Raw genomic sequence first — 18,013 nt, forward strand, 5'->3', positions numbered from 1 at the left:
CGATCGACGCCCCGTCAACCCGGTGTCACGGGGTCCGTTCCGGACCATGGGCCGGTGGCCGGATGCTGCTGAATCCAGAAGTTCGGTGCTAACCGCGGCGCGGCGCTCTGATATCTTTTCGTAAAATGGACAAGAAGCGGCTAGTGCACGGCAACTAGACTCGCGAAAGGAAAGCGTGACCGGCATGACGTCACGTATCGTCATCGTATCGGACTGTACCGATGTCGCCTATGTTGAGATGCGTCTGGCCATCCTGAATGCCGCGTCGACGTTGAATCCCGAAGTGGATGTAAGAATTGAGCCACTGGTGGCGGCCCAGCCGTTCTCGGTAATCAATGCGGCTTTCCTTGTGCGACTGATAGCGGAATCCGCCGCCCCGGGAACGACGATCATGTGCGTCCTCAACAGCCTCCCCCAGAGGACCGAACGCCTCGTGGGCCGTACGGTGCGGGGCGGTCTCGTCTTCACCGGAGCGAACACCGGCGCCCTGGGCTGGCTGGCCGAGGACTTCGGAGTGGCCGAATGCTTCCACATCGACGACCCCGGTTTCGTCCCGTTCGGCGGCAGGACGATCCACGCACCCGCGGTGGGGGCTCTGGCCGCCGGCCGCCGGCCGGCGGACCTGGGAAGGCCGTTCCCGGCCGGCGCGGTGCGCCGTATCCCGGTGTCGGAGGGCCTGATCGTCCACGTCGACAACTTCGGCAACGCCAAGTTCGCCTTCGACGCGGACGGATTGCTTCCGGGCGACCCGCTGAGAGTCACCCTCGGCGACCGGACGATCGACGCGGTCTACGGGCAGCGCATGATGGATCACGAGGACGGGACATGGGTGGTGTACCCGGGCAGCTCCTTCGGGCTCCACGAGCTCGGCCAGGTCCGGTCCCGAGGTCTGCTGGACCACGACTGCGGCGCGGGCCACACCGTGGAGATCCGCCGTCGGCGCTCCCGTGTGCCGTCAGCGTCCACAGGAGTCTGGCCGCACACCGTGTGAGCACACCGGTGGACAACTCCCTTGCCGCTTGGGAATCATGGGCCCTGCTGAGACGCGGAGCCGCAGACCGGGAACACGCGGAGCGCGCGGCGCTCAGCGCTCGCGCGGCCGGCGCCGGGAGTTCGGCCACCGGCGCGGAGGCGCCCCCGCGCCATGTCGCCCCCGCAAAGGTCACCCACCTGTGACCAGCCTGTCGAGCCCCGTCGCTCGCGTGCGGCCCACAAAGCCCGCCCCGTGCGAACAAGCCTCCTGTCGCGCTCCCCGGTCCAAGGTGAAAGGTTCGTGTCATGTTGCATGTGTGTGAGGACGACTCGTCAGCCGTGGTGCGGGACTTCTTCGAGCGCAAGGCCATCGGCTACGACGAGAACTGGCGGGGAGCGTACGGACGTCTGGTGGACGCCCTGCAGTGGTCGGCGCTGGAGCTGTCGGTGTTCTCCCGGCTACCGCCCGGCTTCACCTTCCTGGACATCGGGGGCGGAGCGGGGCGCTGGACCCACCGGATAGCCACACACTTCCCGGACAGCACGGGAATGCTGTACGACCTGTCGTCCGGAATGGTCGGCCAGGCCAGGGACCGGGCGGCCCGGCACGGTTACGACCACCGGGTCCGCTTCCAGAACGCCGACGTCCACGACGCGGCCGACCTGCTCGCCGGACAGACCTTCGACCTCGTCTTCAACAGCCACCACCTGCTCGGCTTCGTCCCCGACCCGGGGCCGGTGATCGCGTCGCTCACCCGGTTGCTCGCGCTGGACGGGCTGATGGTCTCGTTCCTGCCGAACCGCTGGCACGCGGCTTTCGAGGATCTGGCCGCGGGCGAGACCGAACACGTCGTGCGGAGCCTCGAAGGCAGCCGGTGGGCCACCAACTCCGCGCCGTACCGGCATCTGTTCACGCCGGGGGAGATCCGTGCCACGCACGCGGCGTCGAACCTGAGCGTCGACCTGCTCACCGGATTTCCCAGCCTCATCTACCCCGACGTCCACGAGACACCGGGTGCGGGGTCGGAAAGCGTGCTCCAGGACGAGAAGGTCTTCCAGCGCGTCCTGTCCATGGAGAAGGAACTGCTCATCGATCCCGACTCGGGAGGCCGGGGCGCCAACCTCTTCGTGGTCGCCTCGCACGCGACACCCCGCATCCGCTGACAGAGCCGAGCGCGCACGGACCCCGCAGTCACGGCCGGCCACCCGTCCCCCGGCCGCCGAGCAACGCCGTGAGCCGGGCGGGCTGTCCCGCGCCGGGGGGCAGCCGCAGACCGGCGAAGACCTCGTCGGCGCGGGTGAGGCTCTCCTGGGCGGCCGGCTCCTGCCCGAGATCGCGCAGCGCGTGGCCCAGCACCGTGAGTGCCCGGCCGAGGTTGCGCATGTCGGACACTTCCTCGCACAGCTCGACCGACTGCTTGGCTTCGGCGATGGCCCGGTCGAGCAGCTTGACCGCCCTCAGCGACTCCGCGAGCCGCAGCCGGGCCTGGCCCTCGCGAGCGCGCAGCCCGTGGGAGATGCAGACGGAGAGGCACTCCTCGAACCAGCTCAACGCCGACTCGTATCCGCCGAGACTGTGGTTCGCCAGCCCCAGCACGTAATAGGTGTACGCGATCCCGGCGGTGTCCTCCTGCGACACCAGCCCGGTGAGGACCTCCTGACAGATCTGCTCGGCCTCACGCGCCTCGCCCATCTGCACCTTCAGCAGGGCGACGTTCACCGTGGTGGCCACCTCGCCCGTCGTGTGACCGAGCCGGCGAGCCAGGTCGATGGCTTCGTCGTAGCACTCGATGGCCTCCTGGAACCTGCCCTGCATCTGCTTGGCCAGGCCCAGGTCGTTGAGCGCCTGGCGCAGGATGACCAGGTCCTCGGCGGCCCGGCAGTGCTGCACCGCAACCGACGCCTGCTGCTCCGCGCGCGCGAAGTGGCTCATCGCGAGTTCGTAGTTGCCGCGCAGGAACCGCACCCTGCCCATGATGTGCGGGTCCCCCGTGCCGGCGACGGCCCGCTCCAGCAGGTCGACGGCGTCCTGGAAATAGGTGGAGTTCAGGCTCTGCCGGTGCGCGCTGAGGACGATCAGCAGGTCGACGTTGGAGCGCAGCAGGGTGCGGGCGTCGAACGGCGGCTCGGTGCCGTGCGCTCCGGCTCCGGTCGCCATGGCCCGGGCCAACTGCCGCACCAGGGCGAGCGCGCACTCACCGTCCTCCGCGGCCCAGCTCCGCGCCTCCTCGGGCCCGGCGAACCACAGACCGGCGGCACGCGTCGGGCAGAGGGCACGCTCGATGGGATCTCCCGCCACCACCTGGGCGAAGGCGTTCTTAGCCGAGGCCAGCAGGAAGTCCAGCAATCTGGCCATCGCCTCGTGCCGTTCGTCCGGAAGGGCCTTGCGCCGCGCGAAGCCGCGCAGCAGACCGTGGAACCGGTAGCGGCCGGGCTCCGGCGACTCCAGCATCGCCTGGTCCACGAGCGCGTCGAGCAGTATCTCCGCGTCCTCCTCCGACGCGTCCAGCAGCGCCGCGGCGCACGACAGCGAGAGCGAGGGGCTGTCGACGGTGGCCGCCCGGCGCAACGCGCTCGCCTGCTCCTCGGGCAGGTGCCGGTACGTGAGGTCGAAGACGGCGGAGATCGTCATGCTCCCCGACCGGAGTTCCTCGACGCGTTTGAACTCGTCGGCGAGGCGGGTGCTGAGCGACCGGAGCGACCAGTTGGGCCGGGCGGCCAGCCGGGCGGCGACGATCCGGATGGCGAGCGGCAGCATCGCGCAGGACTCGACGATCTCCACCGCCGCCGCACGTTCGGCCTCGACGCGTCCGGAACCGATGGTGTGCGCGAGCAGATCCAGCGCCTCCGACGGGTAGAACGCCTCGACCTCCACCTGGAGCGCCGGCAGGCCACCGAGCCGGGTGCGCGTGGTGATGAGCACACCGCACTCCGGCGAGCCCGGCAGCAGCGGGCGCACCTGCTCGGCGGTGACCGCGTCATCCAGAAGGAGCAGCACACGGCGCCCGTTGAGCACGGTCCGCAACAGGGCGGTCCGTGCCTCCAGGGTCGCCGGCAGGTCGTCGGGACGGTAGCCGAGCGAGACGAGGAAACCCGCCAGCACGTCGTCCGGCGGTACGGGGCCGCCGTCACCGGCCCGCAGGTTGGCGTAGAGCTGGCCGTCGGGGTACGAGTCGCGGATGGTGTGGGCGACGTGCAGGGCGAGGGCCGACTTGCCGACGCCCGCCATCCCCACCAGCACCACCAGGGGCAGAGCGGACCGGTGGGGGCTGTTCATCAGCGAGCTGATCGTCAGGGTGAGGTGGCCGCGCCCGGTGAAGTCGACCAGGTCGGGCGGCAGTTGCGCGGGGTGCGGGTACGGTTGGTCGTCGCGGCCGGGCGCCGCGGCGGACGCCTCCTCCGCCGCGGGCGCCGCTTCCTCGCCGGCCACCGCGGACGAGGACGGCTCGGCCGGGGGCGTCACCTCGGGTCGCGGCGCCGGCGGGGTCGCCAGCAGCTCCTGGGCCCCCGCCAGGACGCGCTGGTGCAACGCGTGCAGTTCCGGCCCCGGCTCCACACCCAGTTCGTCGATCAGCACCTCGCGCGCCCGGCGATAGGTGTCGAGCGCGTCGGCTCTTCGCCCGGACTGGTACTGGGCGTGCATGAGCAGCGTGTAGAGCCGTTCCCGCAGGGGATAGCGGTGGATCAGGCCGGGCAACTCGGACAGGTACCGGATGCCTCGGCCCAGCGCGAGACCTATCTCCATGCGTTCTTCCTGCAACAACAGGCGCACTTCGTTCAGCCGGTCCCGCTGGCGGGCGGCGAACGGCCCGGGAATCGCCGCGAGCGGCTCACCGCGCCACAGCGAGAGCGCCGCCTCCAGCAGGTCGTACGCACCCTCCAGGTCGTCGGCCTGCCGCGCGCGCTGTGCGTTGCGCGCCAGCTCCTCCACGTCCTGGAAGTCGACGTAGTCACCGTCCAGGACCAGGCGGTAGCCGTCCCCGACCGACACCAGGACGCTGGGGGACTTGGTGTCCTCCTCCAGTACCTTGCGCAGCCGCCAGGCGTACGTGCGCAGCGTCCTCGTCGCCGAGGTGGGCTCGTCCTCACCCCACAGTGCCTCGACGAGGTCCCCCGCGGTGGCGGTCCTGCCCTCCCTCATGAGCAGTGCCAGGAACAGGGACTGCTGCTGCGGGCTGCCCAGATCCACCTGCGTTCCGTCCCGGTCCAGTCGAAGCAGGCCGAGGATGGAAACGTGAAGTTTTGGCACCCTTCGTCCTTACTGCAGGAGGGGATTGCCCTGGGAATGTGAACAATGCGGTGCTGTTGCGATGATCAGAGTAACGGATGAGGCTTCCCGCGGGAATGTGAACGCTCCGACGGCGTGGCGGGAGTTGGGGCGGTCACGCGCTACGGACGCGAGGACGGCTTCTCCGCCTCGTCCTCACCCCCGCCAGCAGCGGATCCGTCATTGACCCGCGCCTTCCCGTGTGTTGACCGCGCATTGATCACCGATCGCGAACATGGACGCCGCCGGGCACGGCCCCCGCCCCGAGGAGGAGACCATGAGCAACCCGTTCGACAACCCCGACGGCACCTTTCTGGTACTGGTGAACGACGAGAATCAGCACTCGCTGTGGCCGGAATTCGCCGAGGTACCCGAGGGCTGGACGGTCGTCCATTCCGCCGGCACCCGGCAGTCCTGCCTCGACTACATCGAGACCCACTGGACGGACCTGCGCCCCAAGAGCCTGAGGGAGCGCACGGGGTGAACCCGCACCGTCACGTCGCCTCCGCCACGGCACGGCGGACCCTGGTCGACAACACCGATCCCTGGTTCCGCCGGTACCCGGTCGACGCGCCCGTGGCCCGCCTGGTCTGCCTTCCCCACGCGGGAGGCACCGCCGGCGTGTTCCACCACCTGGCCGCGAGCCTCGCACCCGGCATCGAACTGCTCGCCGTGCAGTACCCCGGCCGGCAGGACCGGCTGGAGCACTCGTGGCCGCGGAGCCTGGAGCATCTCGCGGAGGAGATCGCCGCCCGGCTGCCGCCCTATCTCGACGTGCCGGTCGCCGTGTTCGGCCACAGCCTGGGAGCGTCCGTCGCCTACGAGACGGCCCGCAGGATCGAGGACTGGTATCCGGGCTCCCTGACCCGGGTGTGCGTCTCGGGGCGGGCCGCCCCCTCCGGGGACGCGTACGACCCCGGGCCCCTGGACGACGAGGCCCTGGTCGACTGGGCGATCGGACTGGGAGGACCGGGATCCGAGGTGTACACCGACCCCGGCCTGCGCGCACTGCTGCTGCCCGCGCTCCGCGGCGACCTGCGGCTCCTGCGCGCCTACAGTCCCGCCGGGATCGTACGGCTCAAGGCGCCGGTCACGGCCTTCGGCGGCGCCGCGGACCCCACCTGCCCGCCCGAGGAGCTGGCCACGTGGGCGGACGTCACCGCCTCCGGCTTCGACTTCCGCATCTTCCAGGGAGACCACTTCTACCTGGTGCCCCACGCGGCGGCCCTGGCCGCCGAGATCTCCTCCCGGATCCGCGGATGACCTTCCTCGACCGCCAGGGCGGCGTCCATGACCGTCATGGACGCCGCCCGGGACGGGGAGGGGCGCGGAGGTCCCCGCCCGCCGTGTTCAGGCCCGGCTCACCGGAGCCTGCAGTTCCGTCACCCAGTCGTCGCGGTTCTCCGGGCACTCCAGGTTGACCTCTCGGGGATACCCGGTCGACCGGTAGCCGCCCGCGTCGATCCAGCGGGTCAGGGTCTGGGCGGTGGGCAGCACGGTGTCCGGAGAGCCGCGGTGCACGATGGTCGCCGCCTGGTCGAGGGCCGGCAGGTCGAGGACGCGGAAGGCGCCGTCCTCCTGGAGGGGCGCGGAGACCTGGACGGCGGCGTGGACGGTGATCCTGCCGCCACCCTCCGGGGCGTCCTCGTAGAAGGCGACGCCGGCGCCCGTGGGTGTGATGCCCGCCGAGTCCAGGCGTCGGAACAGCTCGGCGTAGAGCGGTTCGATGACCGGGCCGATGTCCTCGGGGTCGAAACTGGCGGCGGTCGCGGTCAGTTCGGCCACCCGGACGCCGGGGACGCTCTTGATGACGACGTCGTTCGTGGGCATGTGCCCCTCGCTCTCGATCGCTCGGAGCCTCGCCTCGACCTGGACCAGCCGCGCTTCCGCGGCGGCCACGGCGGTCTCCAGTTCGGCCCGCCGCAGCCGCAGCATGCCGCGCAGCTCCTCGGTGCCGACCTTCTCGTCCACGATGTCCCGGACCTGCTGGAGGGTGAATCCGAGGTCCTTCAGCGCGATGATCCGGTTGAGCCGGGCGAGCTGGGCGGCGGTGTAGTGGCGGTAGCCGCTGGCGGGGTCGACGTGGGCCGGGCGCAGCAGACCCGTCGCGTCGTAGTGGCGCAGCATCCGGACCGATACGCGGCCGTGCCGGGCGAAGTCTCCGATGGTGAACATGATGTCTCCGAGTCCACCGCCTGACACGGTGTGAGAGTCAAGGAACCCATCCGGCGCGGGACACGTCCCTGCCGAGGGCTGTTCACCAGTGTTCCGTGGATCCGGTTCGTGCGGCCCTCCTCCCCCGTCCGCCGGGGGACGAGGGCCGCGCGCGTCGTACCGGCGTGGTCCACACGGACCCGCCCGTGGCGTTACGAGGTCGGGTCGCCCACGCGGGAGCCCGTGCTGTTCCAGTCCTCCGGGTCCGAGCCCCCCGTCGTACCGTCGCCCCCGGCCACCGCGTGCACCGCCGTACCGTCCGCCGGGGCGGGGGCGGACGCGCCGGTCACTCCGGCGACACCGGCCACCAGCGCCAGCAGCCCGATGCCCGCCGCCGCCAGGCGGAGCCGCCTGTCCCCGATGCGCATGACGTTGGACTCGTCCATGAGTGATTCCTTCCGCAGATCCGTGGGGTGTTGGTGCTCTTCGATGCTGGCAAGCCCCGATCAACGGCCGATCACCACCGGAGCACACGGCCGTGCGCGCGCCACCCGATCGGGCCGCGCCGGCCCGGGACCGCTCACGCGCCGGCGGCACGATCGCCGCACGGGTGCGGCACCCCGAGGCGGCGGCCGGCGCAGCGGGCGCCATGTCCCCACGCGGGGCTGCGCCCGTCGCTCGGTGCCGACGGCGCCGGCGCGCGGAGGGGCGGTGCGCGGAGGGCCGGATCTGACGGCGGGCACGGGGTGATGGTGTCCACGGGGTGACGGTGGCGCCGGTGCGCGGAGGGGCGGGCTTGACGGCGGGCGCGGGGTGATGGTGTCCACGACGGGCACGGCGTGCGGAGGGCCGGGCTTGACGGCGGGCACGGTGTGATGGCGGCCAGGGCGTGATGGCGGGCACGGCGTGATGGCGGGCACGGCGTGATGGCGGCCACGGGGGTGACGGCGTCCACGGCGTGGCGGTGGCGTGGGCGTGCGGAGGGGCGGGCTTGACGGCGGGCGCGGGGTGATGGTGTCCACGACGGGCACGGCGTGCGGAGGGCCGGGCCTGATGGCGGCCACGGCGGGCACCGCCCGACGGGGTCAGGCGTCGGGTGGCACCGTCCCGAACTCCCTCTCCACTCGGCCGGTGTCCAGCCGCAGCCGCCAGGTGTTCCGGCGGTGCGCGGTCGCCAGCGCCTGCTGAAGCGGGGACGGCGGCACCGCGAGGACGGGACAGCCGGCCCGGGCGAGGCAGTAGCGGCCGGCCGACGGCCGCAGGACCCGGTGCAGGCGGCCACGCCGTCCCGCGCCGACCACGAGGACGTCCTGCGGACGGTCGGCGATCCGCACCAGCGCCGGCCCCGGGGCGCCCCGGGCGACGAGCGCCTGTCCGGGGACTCCCGTGTCCGTACCGCCGAACACGGCACACAGCGCCCTGAGCAGCCTTTCCCGGGCCAGCCGCTCCCACTCCGGGAGCAGGACGATCGCCGCCGGCGACCTGCGCGCGGCGAGATCCCCGCCGGGAGGCTCCCAGGCCAGCACCGGCCACAGCTCAGCCCCACGGCACCGGGCCACGTCGGCGGCCCGGCGCAGGGCGGTCAGACTCCCCGGCGAACCACTCACCCCCACCACGACGCGAGCGACTGGGGCCGTGCGGGACTCGGGCATCGCTTTCACCTACCTGATCGAAAACCGCCTCCAGGACAGCTCCCCGAGAGGACCCCGACCAGCCCGGGGGCCAGTTCCTGACGCCCCTCTGACAGCACCTCGGATGCCCTGTCGCCAGGCGTGTCAGCATCCCGTCAAGGTCGACCGGCTCACCGTCAGCGTCCCGTCAGGGCACGCCGGAACCCCCCGCAGACCGGTCATACCGTCGAGGACGAGCCCTGGCCGCCTCCCCGCGGCCGGGGCGTCCCCGACCACCTTCTCCTGCCCTTCGAGAGGCACCCCATGGCAGAACTCCGCTATGGCGACGACGACCCCGAGCCCTCCGATCCGTTCCCGGTCGGACCCTTGTACGTCCCGGTCCGGCCGGGCCCCTCCGGCTGTGCGGCCCGGCTCTTCCGCACCCCGCTCGGCGACCGCACCGCCGTGGGCTTCACCTCCGCGAGCCGGCTGACCGCCACCCTCGGCGCCGGCCAGGCGTGGATCCGGCTCGCCGAGCCCGCACTGCGCGCGCTGACCGCGCCGCTCGGCATCACCACCGTCACGGTGGACCCGCGGCTCACCGCTCCGGCTCCCACGCCGGTCACGGCTCTCACAGCGGTCACCTCCGGGTTTCCCGTATCGCGGACCGCCTGAGAGGGGCAGCACCGATGACCACGATCCACGAACCCACCACCCCCGCGACGGCGTTGACCGTGTGGCCCGCCTCGGCCACCGAGCCCCGTCCGGGCGACCTCCACGTGGGCGGCGTACCGCTCGCCGAGGCCGCCGACCGCTTCGGCACCCCCGTCTACGTCCTGGACGAGGCCGAGGTCCGCGACCGCTGCCGTACCTACCGGGACGCCTTCCCCGAGGCCGAAGTCCTTTACGCGGCGAAGGCGTTCCTGTGCCGGGCGATGGCCCACTGGGTGGCCGAGGAGGGCCTCGGCCTGGACGTCTGCTCCGCCGGCGAGCTGGAACTCGCCGTCACCACCGGCTTCCCGCCCGAGCGGATCGTGCTGCACGGCAACGCCAAGTCGCCCCGCGACCTGGACACCGCCCTGCGTCTGGGCGTCGGACGTGTCGTCATCGACAGTCCCGCCGAGATCGCCCGGCTGGCCGCCGCCGTCGGCCCGGACGGCCACCAGAAGGTCATGGTCCGGGTCGTGCCCGGCATCAGCGCGGGCGGCCACGAGAAGATCCGCACCGGCACCGACGACCAGAAGTTCGGCCTGTCGATCGCGGACGGCTACGCCCAGCACGCCATCGCCCGCATCCTCGACCAGCCACAGCTCGAACTCACCGGTCTGCACTGCCATCTGGGCTCGCAGATCAGCAGCGTCAAGCCGTACCTCGTCGCCGTACGCCGCCTGGTCGGCCTGATGACCCGGCTGTACGAACAGCACGGCCTGACCCTGCCCGAACTCGACCTCGGCGGCGGCCACGGCATCGCCTACCGCCCCGGCGAGGAGGCCCTGGACCTCACAGCTCTCGCCGGCAGGGTCCGCGCGGAACTCGCCGGCGCGTGCGCGACGGCCGGCCTTCCCGTGCCCCGCCTGATCATCGAACCGGGCCGGGCGATCGCCGGCCCGGCGGGCGTCGCCGTCTACCGCGTCCTGGCGGTGAAACACACGGGCGGGACGGTGTTCGTGGCCGTGGACGGCGGTATGAGCGACAACCCGCGCCCCGCCCTGTACGGCGTCCGGTATGCGCCCCGGCTGATCGGCCGGGCCGGCACCGCGGCCCCGGCCCGGGTGACCGTGGTGGGCCGGCACTGCGAGGCCGGCGACGTCCTGGCCGCCGACGTGGAACTCCCCGCCGACATCCGCCCCGGTGACCTGCTGGCCGTGCCCGTGTCCGGCGCCTACCAGGTGTCCATGGCCTCCGGTTACAACCTGGTCGGCGCCGTCCGCCGGTGGTCGCCGTGCGCGACGGTCTCGCCCGCCTGCTGGTCCGGCGGGAGTCCCTGGCGGACATCCGCGGCCGCGACGTGGGTCTGTGACCCTGAGGACTCCCGGGCGGGGCCGGTCCGGCCTCCCTCACCGACCGGCCCGCCCGGGGCCTGACCAGTCTTCCGGCGGGCCCGACGCCGCGTTCAGGGGGCGATGGTGAGCGCGCTGATGAGGTCGCCGTCGAGGGTGAAGCGGAAGTGGAGGTCGACCGTGCCGCCGGGGAAGTCGCCCCGCAGGCGCTGGGTGACGGTGCACTGGCCGGCGGCGTCCCCGCGGGCGCTCAGCAGCTCGGTGGTGTAGGTGTACTCGGAGGCGGCGCGGCCGAGCCATTGCTCGACGGCGGCGCGGCCGCGGTAGGTGCGGCCGTCGTCGGTGACGGTGGCGTCGGCGGTGAGGGCCGCGGCGGCGGCCGCCGCGTCATGGGCGTTGTGCGCCTTCAGGAACCGCTGGACGACGTCGGGCAGCTCATCGGTGCCGGGCGCGGGCGTGGTGTCGGTCATGTGTGCCTCGCTTTCGGGTCAGAGGGTGGGGATGGTGCCGCCGTCGATGACGTGTTCCGCTCCGACGATGGCGGAGGCCCTGTCGGACACGAGGAAGGCGACGAGTTCGGCGACCTCCTCGGGACGGTTGGGCCGGCCGAGCGGGATGCCGCCGAGCGAGTCCATGAGCGAGGCCAGCGCGGAGTCGCGGTCACCCGTCCGCTCGGCGATCCGGTCGACGAGCGCGTTGGCGGCGTCGGTCTGGATGAACCCGGGGACCACCGTGTTGACGCGCACTCCGTGTGGGGCCACCTGGTTGGACAGGCCCTTGCTGTACGTGCTCAGGGCGGCCTTGGCGGAGGCGTACGCCAGCGTGCCGTTCCACAGCGGCATGCGGCGCTGGATCGAGGAGACATGGACGACCGCGCCCCGCCCCTGCGCGATCATGCCCGGGACGAGCGCCCGGTCCAGCCGCACCGCGGCGAGCAGGTTGTGGCCGAGTTCCTGCGACCAGATCTCCTCGGTGAGCACCTCGAAGCCGCCGGCGGGGGCGGACGATCCGCCGAGGGTGTGCACCAGGATGTCGGTCGTACCCAGCCGGCGCATCGTCTCCCGAGCCACGTGCCCGGCGCCTTCCGGCGTGGTCAGGTCGGCGCCGACGAAGTCCTCCTCGGCGATGTCGTCGGGCCTGGAGCGGGCGGCGACCAGGACGGTGGCGCCGGCGGCGCGCAGCCGCGCGGCGATCGCGACGTGGGCGAGTGGTGGACGCTGCTGATCCTCCACGACGCCTTCGACGGCTACACGCGGTTCGACCAGTTCCAGCAGAGCCTCGGCATCTCGACCAGCATGCTCACCGCCCGGCTGAAGACGCTGGTCGCCGACGGTCTGCTGGAGCGCCGCCCGTACCGGACCAACCCGGTGCGCCACGAGTACGTGCTCACCGAGAGCGGCCGCTCCCTGCGTCCCGTGATCGTCGCGCTGGCGGCCTGGGGGAACCAGCATCTGCCGCCGGAGGAACGGACCATGATCCTGGTCGACGCGCAGACAGGGGAAGAGGCCGAGCCGGTCGTGGTGGACCGGCACACCGGGCGGGACCTCGACGACAGCGAGGCGTTCGTCTTCACCGCGGGACCGGCGGCCGGCCCGGCCATGCGCGCCCGGTACGCCGAACTCGAACGGCGCCGGCGGGAGGCAGGGGCGGAGGGGTAGGCGCGGGCGGTCACCGCGATGAGTCGCCGGCCGCGGCCCTGGACGACACGACTGACTGCCCTCGACGCAGGGCGCTGCGGGCGGGCGCGGCGGTCCTCAGCGAACTGGCCGTCTGTGACACCCTCTGAGCGCCCCGGGCGCGGCGCCCGCGGTGCTCCCTCGCGTGCCCCGCGCCCGGTGTGCCGTTTACCGGGCGTCCACGCCCGGCCGATCGGCCGTTGACCAGGGGCTGTTTCGATGCACCCCGTCGCTGCACACCGGTTTCCGCGGGAACCCGGCGAAAGGGGAGTCGATGAACATCACGCAGACGGCGGGGGACGACCTCGCCCAGACCCTCAGCCCGCGCGAACGGGAGATCCTCAGCCGGCTTCCCGGCGGCGGTACCTACGACGCCATAGCGCGCGGCCTGGGCATCAGCAGGCACACGGTCGACACCTACATGCGCAGGATCCGGGCGAAGGTGGGCGCCGCGAACCGAACCCAACTGGTCGTGCTGGCCCTCCGGCTCGAACAGCCGCACACCCCCGTCGAAGCCCTCCAGGAGAGGTGAGCAGCGCCGTGCCGCTCGCCTCCACCGGAGCCTCGCCGAGGACTTGACTGAGCCCCAGGCGGTCCGACGGGTCCGGCCGTACCGCGCGGTGGCTCCCGCCCGCGCCCGGACCCGTCGCCGCGCCGCCGTGCGGGAGCCCCGCCGGTGCTGAGGCGGCGTTGTGCGGGCCCGGGGAGCGAGGGCCGCGTCGTGCGTCGCGCCCCGGCAGCCGGGGGAGTCGGCGCCCACCACCGAGCCCGGCATCTCCCGCGGCCTTCGAGCGGAGACTTCTTCACCGCGGCGGCGTCCGGGAAGCTGATCCCGCGCGTCGTCGCCGCGTGTGCCCCCACGGGCACCCGGTGCCGGTTCCGCGCCGGACGCCCGGCGTCCCCGCCGGGGAACTACGACTCCGGGGACTCGGGCCCGTCCAGGGCCGTGAAGGCCCCCGCCAGTGCCCCGGTCACCTCGGTGCAGAAGTGCGCGTCCAGCAAGGGGCGGACCAGCTCGGCGGCGTCCACGCCGGTCGTCCGGGACACCTCCTCGACCACCACCGGGCGGCCCGACACCAGCAGTCTCAGGGCGGGCAGAGCCTCGGCGGGGAAGGTCAGCCGCCGGCCGTTCACGGTCACCACGGCGTTGCCGCCGCCGGCCGTCAGATGCGGCGGGAAGTCCGTCAGGCACACCACCTCGGAGACCGGCCCGAACGCACCGCCGGTGTAGGGGTGCTGGGTCTCCCGCCAGCCGATGCCGCCGCGGTCCGAGTACGCGGTACGGGCCTGGAGGAAATGGGTGGGCCGGTAGGTCCGCGCGAGCAGCGACAGCGCGGCGGCGAGGGCCTCGTCCTCGTCGGTGTCGTCCGTCAGGTCGCGCCGGAACACCTCCAGGTTGCAGGCCAGTTCGGTCAGGGCCCGCAGCCAGTCGACGCCGGTGCGCCGGACCACTCCGAAGGTGACGTGCAGCGAGTAGCCCCCCGCGCCCTGGTCGGACCGGGTCGCGGTGTGCCAGTAGCCACGCGGCACGCTCATCGCCTCACCCGGACCGAGGGTGCCCTCCCAGAGGATCTCCTCGCTCGGCTCGGCCGACCGGCGCACCTCGTTCAGCGGCGCCTTCATGGACTCGCCCCGCACCTGCCAGCTCTTCGTGCCCTCCAGTTGCAGGACGAGCGAGTCGGAGGTGTCCACGTGCAGATTGAAGCCGCCCGCCTCGCCGGTGGCCAGGAACGCCGTCGCGTAGACACGGGCGCCGGTCAGCCACTGGAGCGCACGGCACGCGATGTCGAACACCGGGTCGATCTTCTCGATGCCGCCCACCACGACCTGGCAGCCTTCCCGCAACAGCAGCCCCAGACGGTGGGTGTCGACCATCTCCAGTTCCTCGCCACGGGTGGTCCGCGAGGTCATGAAGCGCTTCGGAGGGAGGAAGGACCCCTGCTGGAGGACCAGGACCTGACCGGTCCGGGTCATCGTGCGGTACGTCAGCATGTCCATCAGCCGGTCCACCGTCAGCAGCCGCGCGCCCCATGGCGGCGGCAGGGAACCCCGCGTGAAGTCCAGGCCGAGCCGCCGTCCCTCGCGTCCGTCCAGTGCCTTGTCCACCGCGCGCACGAATTCCAGGTCCATGGACGCGATCATCCATCGCGCGCGGCGGCCGGCGGAGTCACGAATTCCCGGTACCCGCACCGGAGTTACCGCATTTACGTGACTTTCCCCGCCGTCGCGGTCCGGAGAGAGTGATGACGTGCCGCCGAGGGAGAAGCCCGAGAACGGCACGACATCCCGTCCACCGAATCCTGGAATGAGGTTTCACCATGAACGCTGTCACCGCGTCCGAGCTGCTCCGCGTGGAGACCATCGTCGAGAACCTGCGCGCCATCGACGCCACCGTCGACGGCCAGGAGGCCCTCGCCATGACCCAGGCGCTGGCCAGCCCGGGTGAGCACGGCGAGTTCTGATCTCACCGCTCCCGCGTCACGTGCCTGCCGACGCCGTCCGGTCCCCGGCCGGCGTCCGGCAGGCACGACGCGCACGACCGGAGGAACGAGCCATGGCAGGCAGCACGCAGCACCCGCTGCTCGCTCGGTACGCACAGGTCCGCGCGCAGCTGGCCCAGCGGTACGGCCCCGACAGCCAGGCCGTGGTCTTCCTGCTCTACGAGGAGCTGCTGTCCCTGCGGACCGTGCTCCTGGAGAACCGCGCCGCCCGCGAGGTCGGCGCACGCGTCGAGGCGCTGGTCCGGGAGATCCAGCGCCGCTACGACCACGGCGGCATCGTGTCCGCCGGGCGCGACCGCCGGCGCCTGATCCACACCGACCCCCCGCTGATCGAGTACGACCGGCCGGCGTTCGACCGGATGTACGCGCCGCTCCTCGACGACGGCCGGCCCGACGTGCTGCACGTGACGAGCGCCGCCGACGCCTTCGCGGCGCTGTCCCCGGGCAGCACCCACATCTACGTCGTGGACGACCGGCACCGCCTGCTGGTCTGGCCCGAGCCGTTCACGCTCGCCGAGACCGTCTTCGGCCGTACACCCGACCGCCGGCGGCAGGGCGCACGAGTGGTCCACCCCATGCTCGTGCCCGAGCGGCTGCGCGTGCGGGCCGCGGGTGAGCTGGTGCTCCTGGGCGACCCGCACGACTGCATGGTCGTGGCCAACCTCAAGTCCGGCCACTTCCTTCCTCCACCGGCCTGCGCACCCGTGCTGCGCACGGTCCTGGAGCGGGTCCTCCCCGTCGCTCCCGGTGACGTGGACATCTTCACCCTGCCCGAACCGCCGTCCGGCCCGCGGGCCGCGAACCCAGTGGACGCCCTACGATGACGAAGCCGCCGGAACCCCCCGCACCACCGCAGGACCTGCGGGAAGTCGTCGGGGTCGAGCACGAGTGCAAGTGGGAGCTCCCGCTGGAGGTCTACCGGTCCGGACCGGAGGACCTGCTGCGCGGCGGACCGCTGCACACCCGGCTGACGCCGCTGCGCCGGCCCCTGTCCTTCGTCTCCTCCACGCTCTACGTCGACGACGCCGCCCGGTCCCTCATCCGGGCGGGGCACACCCTCGGCGCCGTCGTCAACACGGGAGCCGCCGCCGACGTGTGCTGGCTGACCTTCAAGCAGGCCATCCGCGTGCACGCCTGGCGGGACGGGCTCGAACTCGCCTCCAGGATCACGCCGGACCAGGTGCCGCGGGCGCTGGACGACAGCTCGCTGCTGCCGGTCGGACACGTCCGGCGCAACCGGCTGGCCGAGGGCCCGCTGGGCGTGGCGGCCGTGGCGACACAGCGGCGTACCAAGGGCCTCGGGCGCACCGCCGACGGGGTGGAGGTCGCCTGCAGCGTGGACCTGGTGACCTTCCGGGCGCCCGAGGACGGACGGACCGTACTGGGCGAGTACGCGTGCGTGGAGATCGAGGTCAACTCCTCCGCGCCGAACGCGCTGCGGGCACTGGCGGGACTCGCCACCGACATGGACCACTGGCTGGCGCGTCCGCGTGCCCGGCGTACGAAGGCCCAACTGGCCCTGGACGCGGCGGAGCCGGCCGGACGACAGCAGGAGGACGCGGCATGACCGCATCAGCGCCGGCCGCCGGCGCCGCCCCCCGGGAAGCGCTCGGCTCCGTCTTCTGGACCTTCTGGTTCGGACGCAGCCTGTCCACCCTCGGCGGCTATCTCCAGTTCCTCGCACTGCCCCTGTGGGTGCAGCGGGCCACCGGTTCCGCGCTGGCCGCGGTGGTCTCCTTCGCCGTGTTCCATCTGCCGAAGCTGCTGATCTCGCCCTTCGCCGGGCTCATCGCCGACCGCTTCGACCGGCGCCGGGTGGTCATCGTCACCGACCTGGCCGCCGCCGCGGTCGTCGCCGGCATGATCGGCGCGGTCCGGCACCGCGAGGTCACCCTGCTGCTCCTGCTGCTGTTCGTCCTCCAGGCCCTGGCCGTGGCCCGGGTCCCGGCGCTGTCCAGCCTCCTCCCGGACGCCATCCCGCGCAGCCGGCTGCTGACCGCCAACTCCCTGCTGGACGCCACGACCGGTCTGGCCATGACCCTCGGTCCGCTGATCGGCACCGCGGCGCTGACGGCGTTCGGCATCGAGTGGGTCCTGCTGCTCAACGGCCTGACCTTCGTCGTCGCGGCGATCTGCATGACACCGCTGCCCGCCGCCCGTCACGAGCCCCTCCCGCACACCGGCCTCGCGGCACTGCTCGGCGGCGTGCGCGCCGTCCGCGAGGACACCGTGCTGCGCGACGCGCTGATCGCCGAGGCCGCCGTCTACCTCTTCTTCGGCGCGGTGACCGAACAGCTCGCCGTCCACCTCGGACAGCACCACCCCGGCTCGCTGGTGGGCGTGTTCGGCGTCGGCACCGGCCTGGGCTGGATCGCCGTGACGGCGCTGATGGCCCGCGCCCGCGACACGCTGTCCCCGGCGCGCCTGCTGTGGTGGAGCTCCCTGGCCTGCGCGCCCGTGGGACTGGCCGCCGTATGGCTGGTCGGCCACGCGCTCTGGCCGGCCGTGGCCCTGGCCGGAATCGTCATCAGCGTCCACCAGTTCGCCTACGGCATCGGCCCCGTGCTGCTGTGTCAGTTGCGCGCCCCGAACGCCGTACGCGGCCGGGTCATGGCCTTCCGGCGCATGCTCACCACGAGCGCGCAACTCGTGGCGCTGACCGCGGGAGCTCTGCTCGCCTCCCGCACGCCGGTGACGGTGGCCGTGTGCGGGGTGCTGGCCGCCGTCGCCGCCGCACCGTTCGCCCACCGCGCGGCGCGACCGGCTTCCCCCGGGAGCCCACGCCCCGCCGACCCTGCCTTCGACCCCGCCACCGCCCCGTCAGGACAGTGAC

18 protein-coding genes and 1 pseudogene are annotated in these 18,013 nt (G+C 72.6%); 12 read left to right on the plus strand and 7 right to left on the minus strand.

The features are described from left to right. Nucleotides 1-184: 184 nt before the first annotated feature. Together C3492_RS05585 and C3492_RS05590 are read left to right on the plus strand one after the other, a co-directional pair. Nucleotides 185-991 carry an SAM-dependent chlorinase/fluorinase gene (locus C3492_RS05585; RefSeq protein WP_103810606.1) on the plus strand — a complete coding sequence of 269 codons (807 nt, stop codon included), beginning with the start codon at nt 185-187 and terminating at the stop codon, nt 989-991. 287 nt (nt 992-1,278) lie between these two features. Continuing rightward, nucleotides 1,279-2,136 (plus strand): bifunctional 2-polyprenyl-6-hydroxyphenol methylase/3-demethylubiquinol 3-O-methyltransferase UbiG, encoded by an 858-nt coding sequence (locus C3492_RS05590; protein ID WP_103810607.1) that lies wholly within the window; start codon nt 1,279-1,281, stop codon nt 2,134-2,136. Between the two features lie 28 nt (nt 2,137-2,164). Here C3492_RS05590 and C3492_RS05595 read toward each other — a convergent pair whose 3' ends face one another. Next, a complete protein-coding gene (locus C3492_RS05595) occupies nt 2,165-5,161 on the minus strand; it encodes a BTAD domain-containing putative transcriptional regulator (RefSeq protein ID WP_258055512.1) in 2,997 nt (998 codons plus the stop codon). 355 nt (nt 5,162-5,516) lie between these two features. Here C3492_RS05595 and C3492_RS05600 point away from each other — a divergent pair, with 355 nt between their 5' ends. Both C3492_RS05600 and C3492_RS05605 read left to right on the plus strand, forming a co-directional pair. Beyond that, nucleotides 5,517-5,723 (plus strand): MbtH family protein, encoded by a 207-nt coding sequence (locus C3492_RS05600; protein WP_103810733.1) that lies wholly within the window; start codon nt 5,517-5,519, stop codon nt 5,721-5,723. Continuing rightward, nucleotides 5,720-6,502 (plus strand): thioesterase II family protein, encoded by a 783-nt coding sequence (locus tag C3492_RS05605; RefSeq protein ID WP_258055513.1) that lies wholly within the window; start codon nt 5,720-5,722, stop codon nt 6,500-6,502. Before C3492_RS05600 ends, C3492_RS05605 begins: the two co-directional genes overlap by 4 nt. Nucleotides 6,503-6,589: 87 nt before the next feature. Here C3492_RS05605 and C3492_RS05610 read toward each other — a convergent pair whose 3' ends face one another. The 3 genes from C3492_RS05610 to C3492_RS05620 all read right to left on the minus strand — a co-directional run bounded on the left by C3492_RS05610 (nt 6,590) and on the right by C3492_RS05620 (nt 9,045). Next, nucleotides 6,590-7,414: a MerR family transcriptional regulator gene (locus C3492_RS05610; protein ID WP_103810608.1), complete on the minus strand. Its 825-nt coding sequence runs from the start codon at nt 7,412-7,414 to the stop codon at nt 6,590-6,592. 191 nt (nt 7,415-7,605) lie between these two features. After that, on the minus strand, nt 7,606-7,839 hold the full coding sequence (locus C3492_RS05615; RefSeq protein WP_103810609.1) for a hypothetical protein: 234 nt from the start codon (nt 7,837-7,839) through the stop codon (nt 7,606-7,608). A 639-nt stretch (nt 7,840-8,478) separates the two neighbouring features. After that, on the minus strand, nt 8,479-9,045 hold the full coding sequence (locus C3492_RS05620; RefSeq protein WP_103810610.1) for a universal stress protein: 567 nt from the start codon (nt 9,043-9,045) through the stop codon (nt 8,479-8,481). A gap of 282 nt (nt 9,046-9,327) precedes the next feature. On the opposite strand from C3492_RS05620, the gene C3492_RS05625 reads away from it, so the two are divergent. Both C3492_RS05625 and lysA read left to right on the plus strand, forming a co-directional pair. Continuing rightward, nucleotides 9,328-9,678 (plus strand): SAV_915 family protein, encoded by a 351-nt coding sequence (locus C3492_RS05625; protein WP_103810611.1) that lies wholly within the window; start codon nt 9,328-9,330, stop codon nt 9,676-9,678. A gap of 14 nt (nt 9,679-9,692) precedes the next feature. Next, nucleotides 9,693-11,023, plus strand: a pseudogene (lysA, locus tag C3492_RS05630) (diaminopimelate decarboxylase). 93 nt (nt 11,024-11,116) lie between these two features. Here the strand turns inward: lysA and C3492_RS05635 are convergent. Continuing rightward, complete coding sequence (locus tag C3492_RS05635; protein WP_103810612.1) at nt 11,117-11,473, minus strand: nuclear transport factor 2 family protein; 357 nt, start codon at nt 11,471-11,473, stop codon at nt 11,117-11,119. A gap of 18 nt (nt 11,474-11,491) precedes the next feature. Next, on the minus strand, nt 11,492-12,235 hold the full coding sequence (locus C3492_RS05640) for an SDR family oxidoreductase (RefSeq protein ID WP_258055514.1): 744 nt from the start codon (nt 12,233-12,235) through the stop codon (nt 11,492-11,494). On the opposite strand from C3492_RS05640, the gene C3492_RS44465 reads away from it, so the two are divergent. Further along, the gene (locus C3492_RS44465) at nt 12,203-12,661 is read left to right on the plus strand and encodes a helix-turn-helix domain-containing protein (protein ID WP_181140218.1); all 459 of its coding nucleotides are present in this window, start codon (nt 12,203-12,205) and stop codon (nt 12,659-12,661) included. The two genes, C3492_RS05640 and C3492_RS44465, sit on opposite strands and share 33 nt — an antisense overlap. Nucleotides 12,662-12,953: 292 nt before the next feature. Further along, nucleotides 12,954-13,211, plus strand: a complete 258-nt coding sequence (locus C3492_RS05650; RefSeq protein ID WP_103810615.1) for a response regulator transcription factor — start codon at nt 12,954-12,956, stop codon at nt 13,209-13,211. Nucleotides 13,212-13,591: 380 nt separating this feature from the next. Here the strand turns inward: C3492_RS05650 and C3492_RS05655 are convergent, their stop codons facing one another. Next, complete coding sequence (locus C3492_RS05655; protein WP_181140219.1) at nt 13,592-14,809, minus strand: JmjC domain-containing protein; 1,218 nt, start codon at nt 14,807-14,809, stop codon at nt 13,592-13,594. A gap of 188 nt (nt 14,810-14,997) precedes the next feature. Between C3492_RS05655 and C3492_RS44470 the strand changes: the two genes are divergently transcribed. The 4 genes from C3492_RS44470 to C3492_RS05670 all read left to right on the plus strand — a co-directional run bounded on the left by C3492_RS44470 (nt 14,998) and on the right by C3492_RS05670 (nt 18,012). Further along, nucleotides 14,998-15,141: a hypothetical protein gene (locus C3492_RS44470; RefSeq protein ID WP_165951710.1), complete on the plus strand. Its 144-nt coding sequence runs from the start codon at nt 14,998-15,000 to the stop codon at nt 15,139-15,141. Between the two features lie 92 nt (nt 15,142-15,233). Next, nucleotides 15,234-16,004, plus strand: coding sequence for a hypothetical protein (locus C3492_RS05660; protein ID WP_103810617.1), 771 nt, complete (start codon nt 15,234-15,236; stop codon nt 16,002-16,004). Next, entirely contained in the window at nt 16,001-16,747 is a 747-nt protein-coding gene (locus tag C3492_RS05665; RefSeq protein WP_103810618.1) for a hypothetical protein, read from the plus strand. The genes C3492_RS05660 and C3492_RS05665 overlap by 4 nt, the downstream gene beginning before the upstream one ends. Continuing rightward, nucleotides 16,744-18,012, plus strand: coding sequence for an MFS transporter (locus C3492_RS05670; RefSeq protein ID WP_103810619.1), 1,269 nt, complete (start codon nt 16,744-16,746; stop codon nt 18,010-18,012). Before C3492_RS05665 ends, C3492_RS05670 begins: the two co-directional genes overlap by 4 nt. Nucleotide 18,013 lies beyond the last annotated feature (1 nt).

It is taken from the genome of Streptomyces sp. Ru62, from assembly GCF_002920615.1.
GTDB lineage: Bacteria > Actinomycetota > Actinomycetes > Streptomycetales > Streptomycetaceae > Streptomyces.

Excerpts from the sequence above, each read along its gene's own strand:
- C3492_RS05600 (WP_103810733.1), top strand. The coding sequence starts at position 5,517 with ATGAGCAACCCGTTCGACAACCCCGACGGCACCTTTCTGGTACTGGTG.
- C3492_RS05635 (WP_103810612.1), bottom strand. The coding sequence starts at position 11,473 with ATGACCGACACCACGCCCGCGCCCGGCACCGATGAGCTGCCCGACGTC.
- C3492_RS05615 (WP_103810609.1), bottom strand. The coding sequence starts at position 7,839 with ATGGACGAGTCCAACGTCATGCGCATCGGGGACAGGCGGCTCCGCCTG.
- C3492_RS44470 (WP_165951710.1), top strand. The coding sequence starts at position 14,998 with ATGAACGCTGTCACCGCGTCCGAGCTGCTCCGCGTGGAGACCATCGTC.
- C3492_RS05655 (WP_181140219.1), bottom strand. The coding sequence starts at position 14,809 with ATGGACCTGGAATTCGTGCGCGCGGTGGACAAGGCACTGGACGGACGC.
- C3492_RS05650 (WP_103810615.1), top strand. The coding sequence starts at position 12,954 with ATGAACATCACGCAGACGGCGGGGGACGACCTCGCCCAGACCCTCAGC.
- C3492_RS05620 (WP_103810610.1), bottom strand. The coding sequence starts at position 9,045 with ATGCCCGAGTCCCGCACGGCCCCAGTCGCTCGCGTCGTGGTGGGGGTG.
- C3492_RS05670 (WP_103810619.1), top strand. The coding sequence starts at position 16,744 with ATGACCGCATCAGCGCCGGCCGCCGGCGCCGCCCCCCGGGAAGCGCTC.
- C3492_RS05625 (WP_103810611.1), top strand. The coding sequence starts at position 9,328 with ATGGCAGAACTCCGCTATGGCGACGACGACCCCGAGCCCTCCGATCCG.
- C3492_RS05590 (WP_103810607.1), top strand. The coding sequence starts at position 1,279 with ATGTTGCATGTGTGTGAGGACGACTCGTCAGCCGTGGTGCGGGACTTC.
- C3492_RS05585 (WP_103810606.1), top strand. The coding sequence starts at position 185 with ATGACGTCACGTATCGTCATCGTATCGGACTGTACCGATGTCGCCTAT.
- C3492_RS05610 (WP_103810608.1), bottom strand. The coding sequence starts at position 7,414 with ATGTTCACCATCGGAGACTTCGCCCGGCACGGCCGCGTATCGGTCCGG.
- C3492_RS05665 (WP_103810618.1), top strand. The coding sequence starts at position 16,001 with ATGACGAAGCCGCCGGAACCCCCCGCACCACCGCAGGACCTGCGGGAA.
- C3492_RS05660 (WP_103810617.1), top strand. The coding sequence starts at position 15,234 with ATGGCAGGCAGCACGCAGCACCCGCTGCTCGCTCGGTACGCACAGGTC.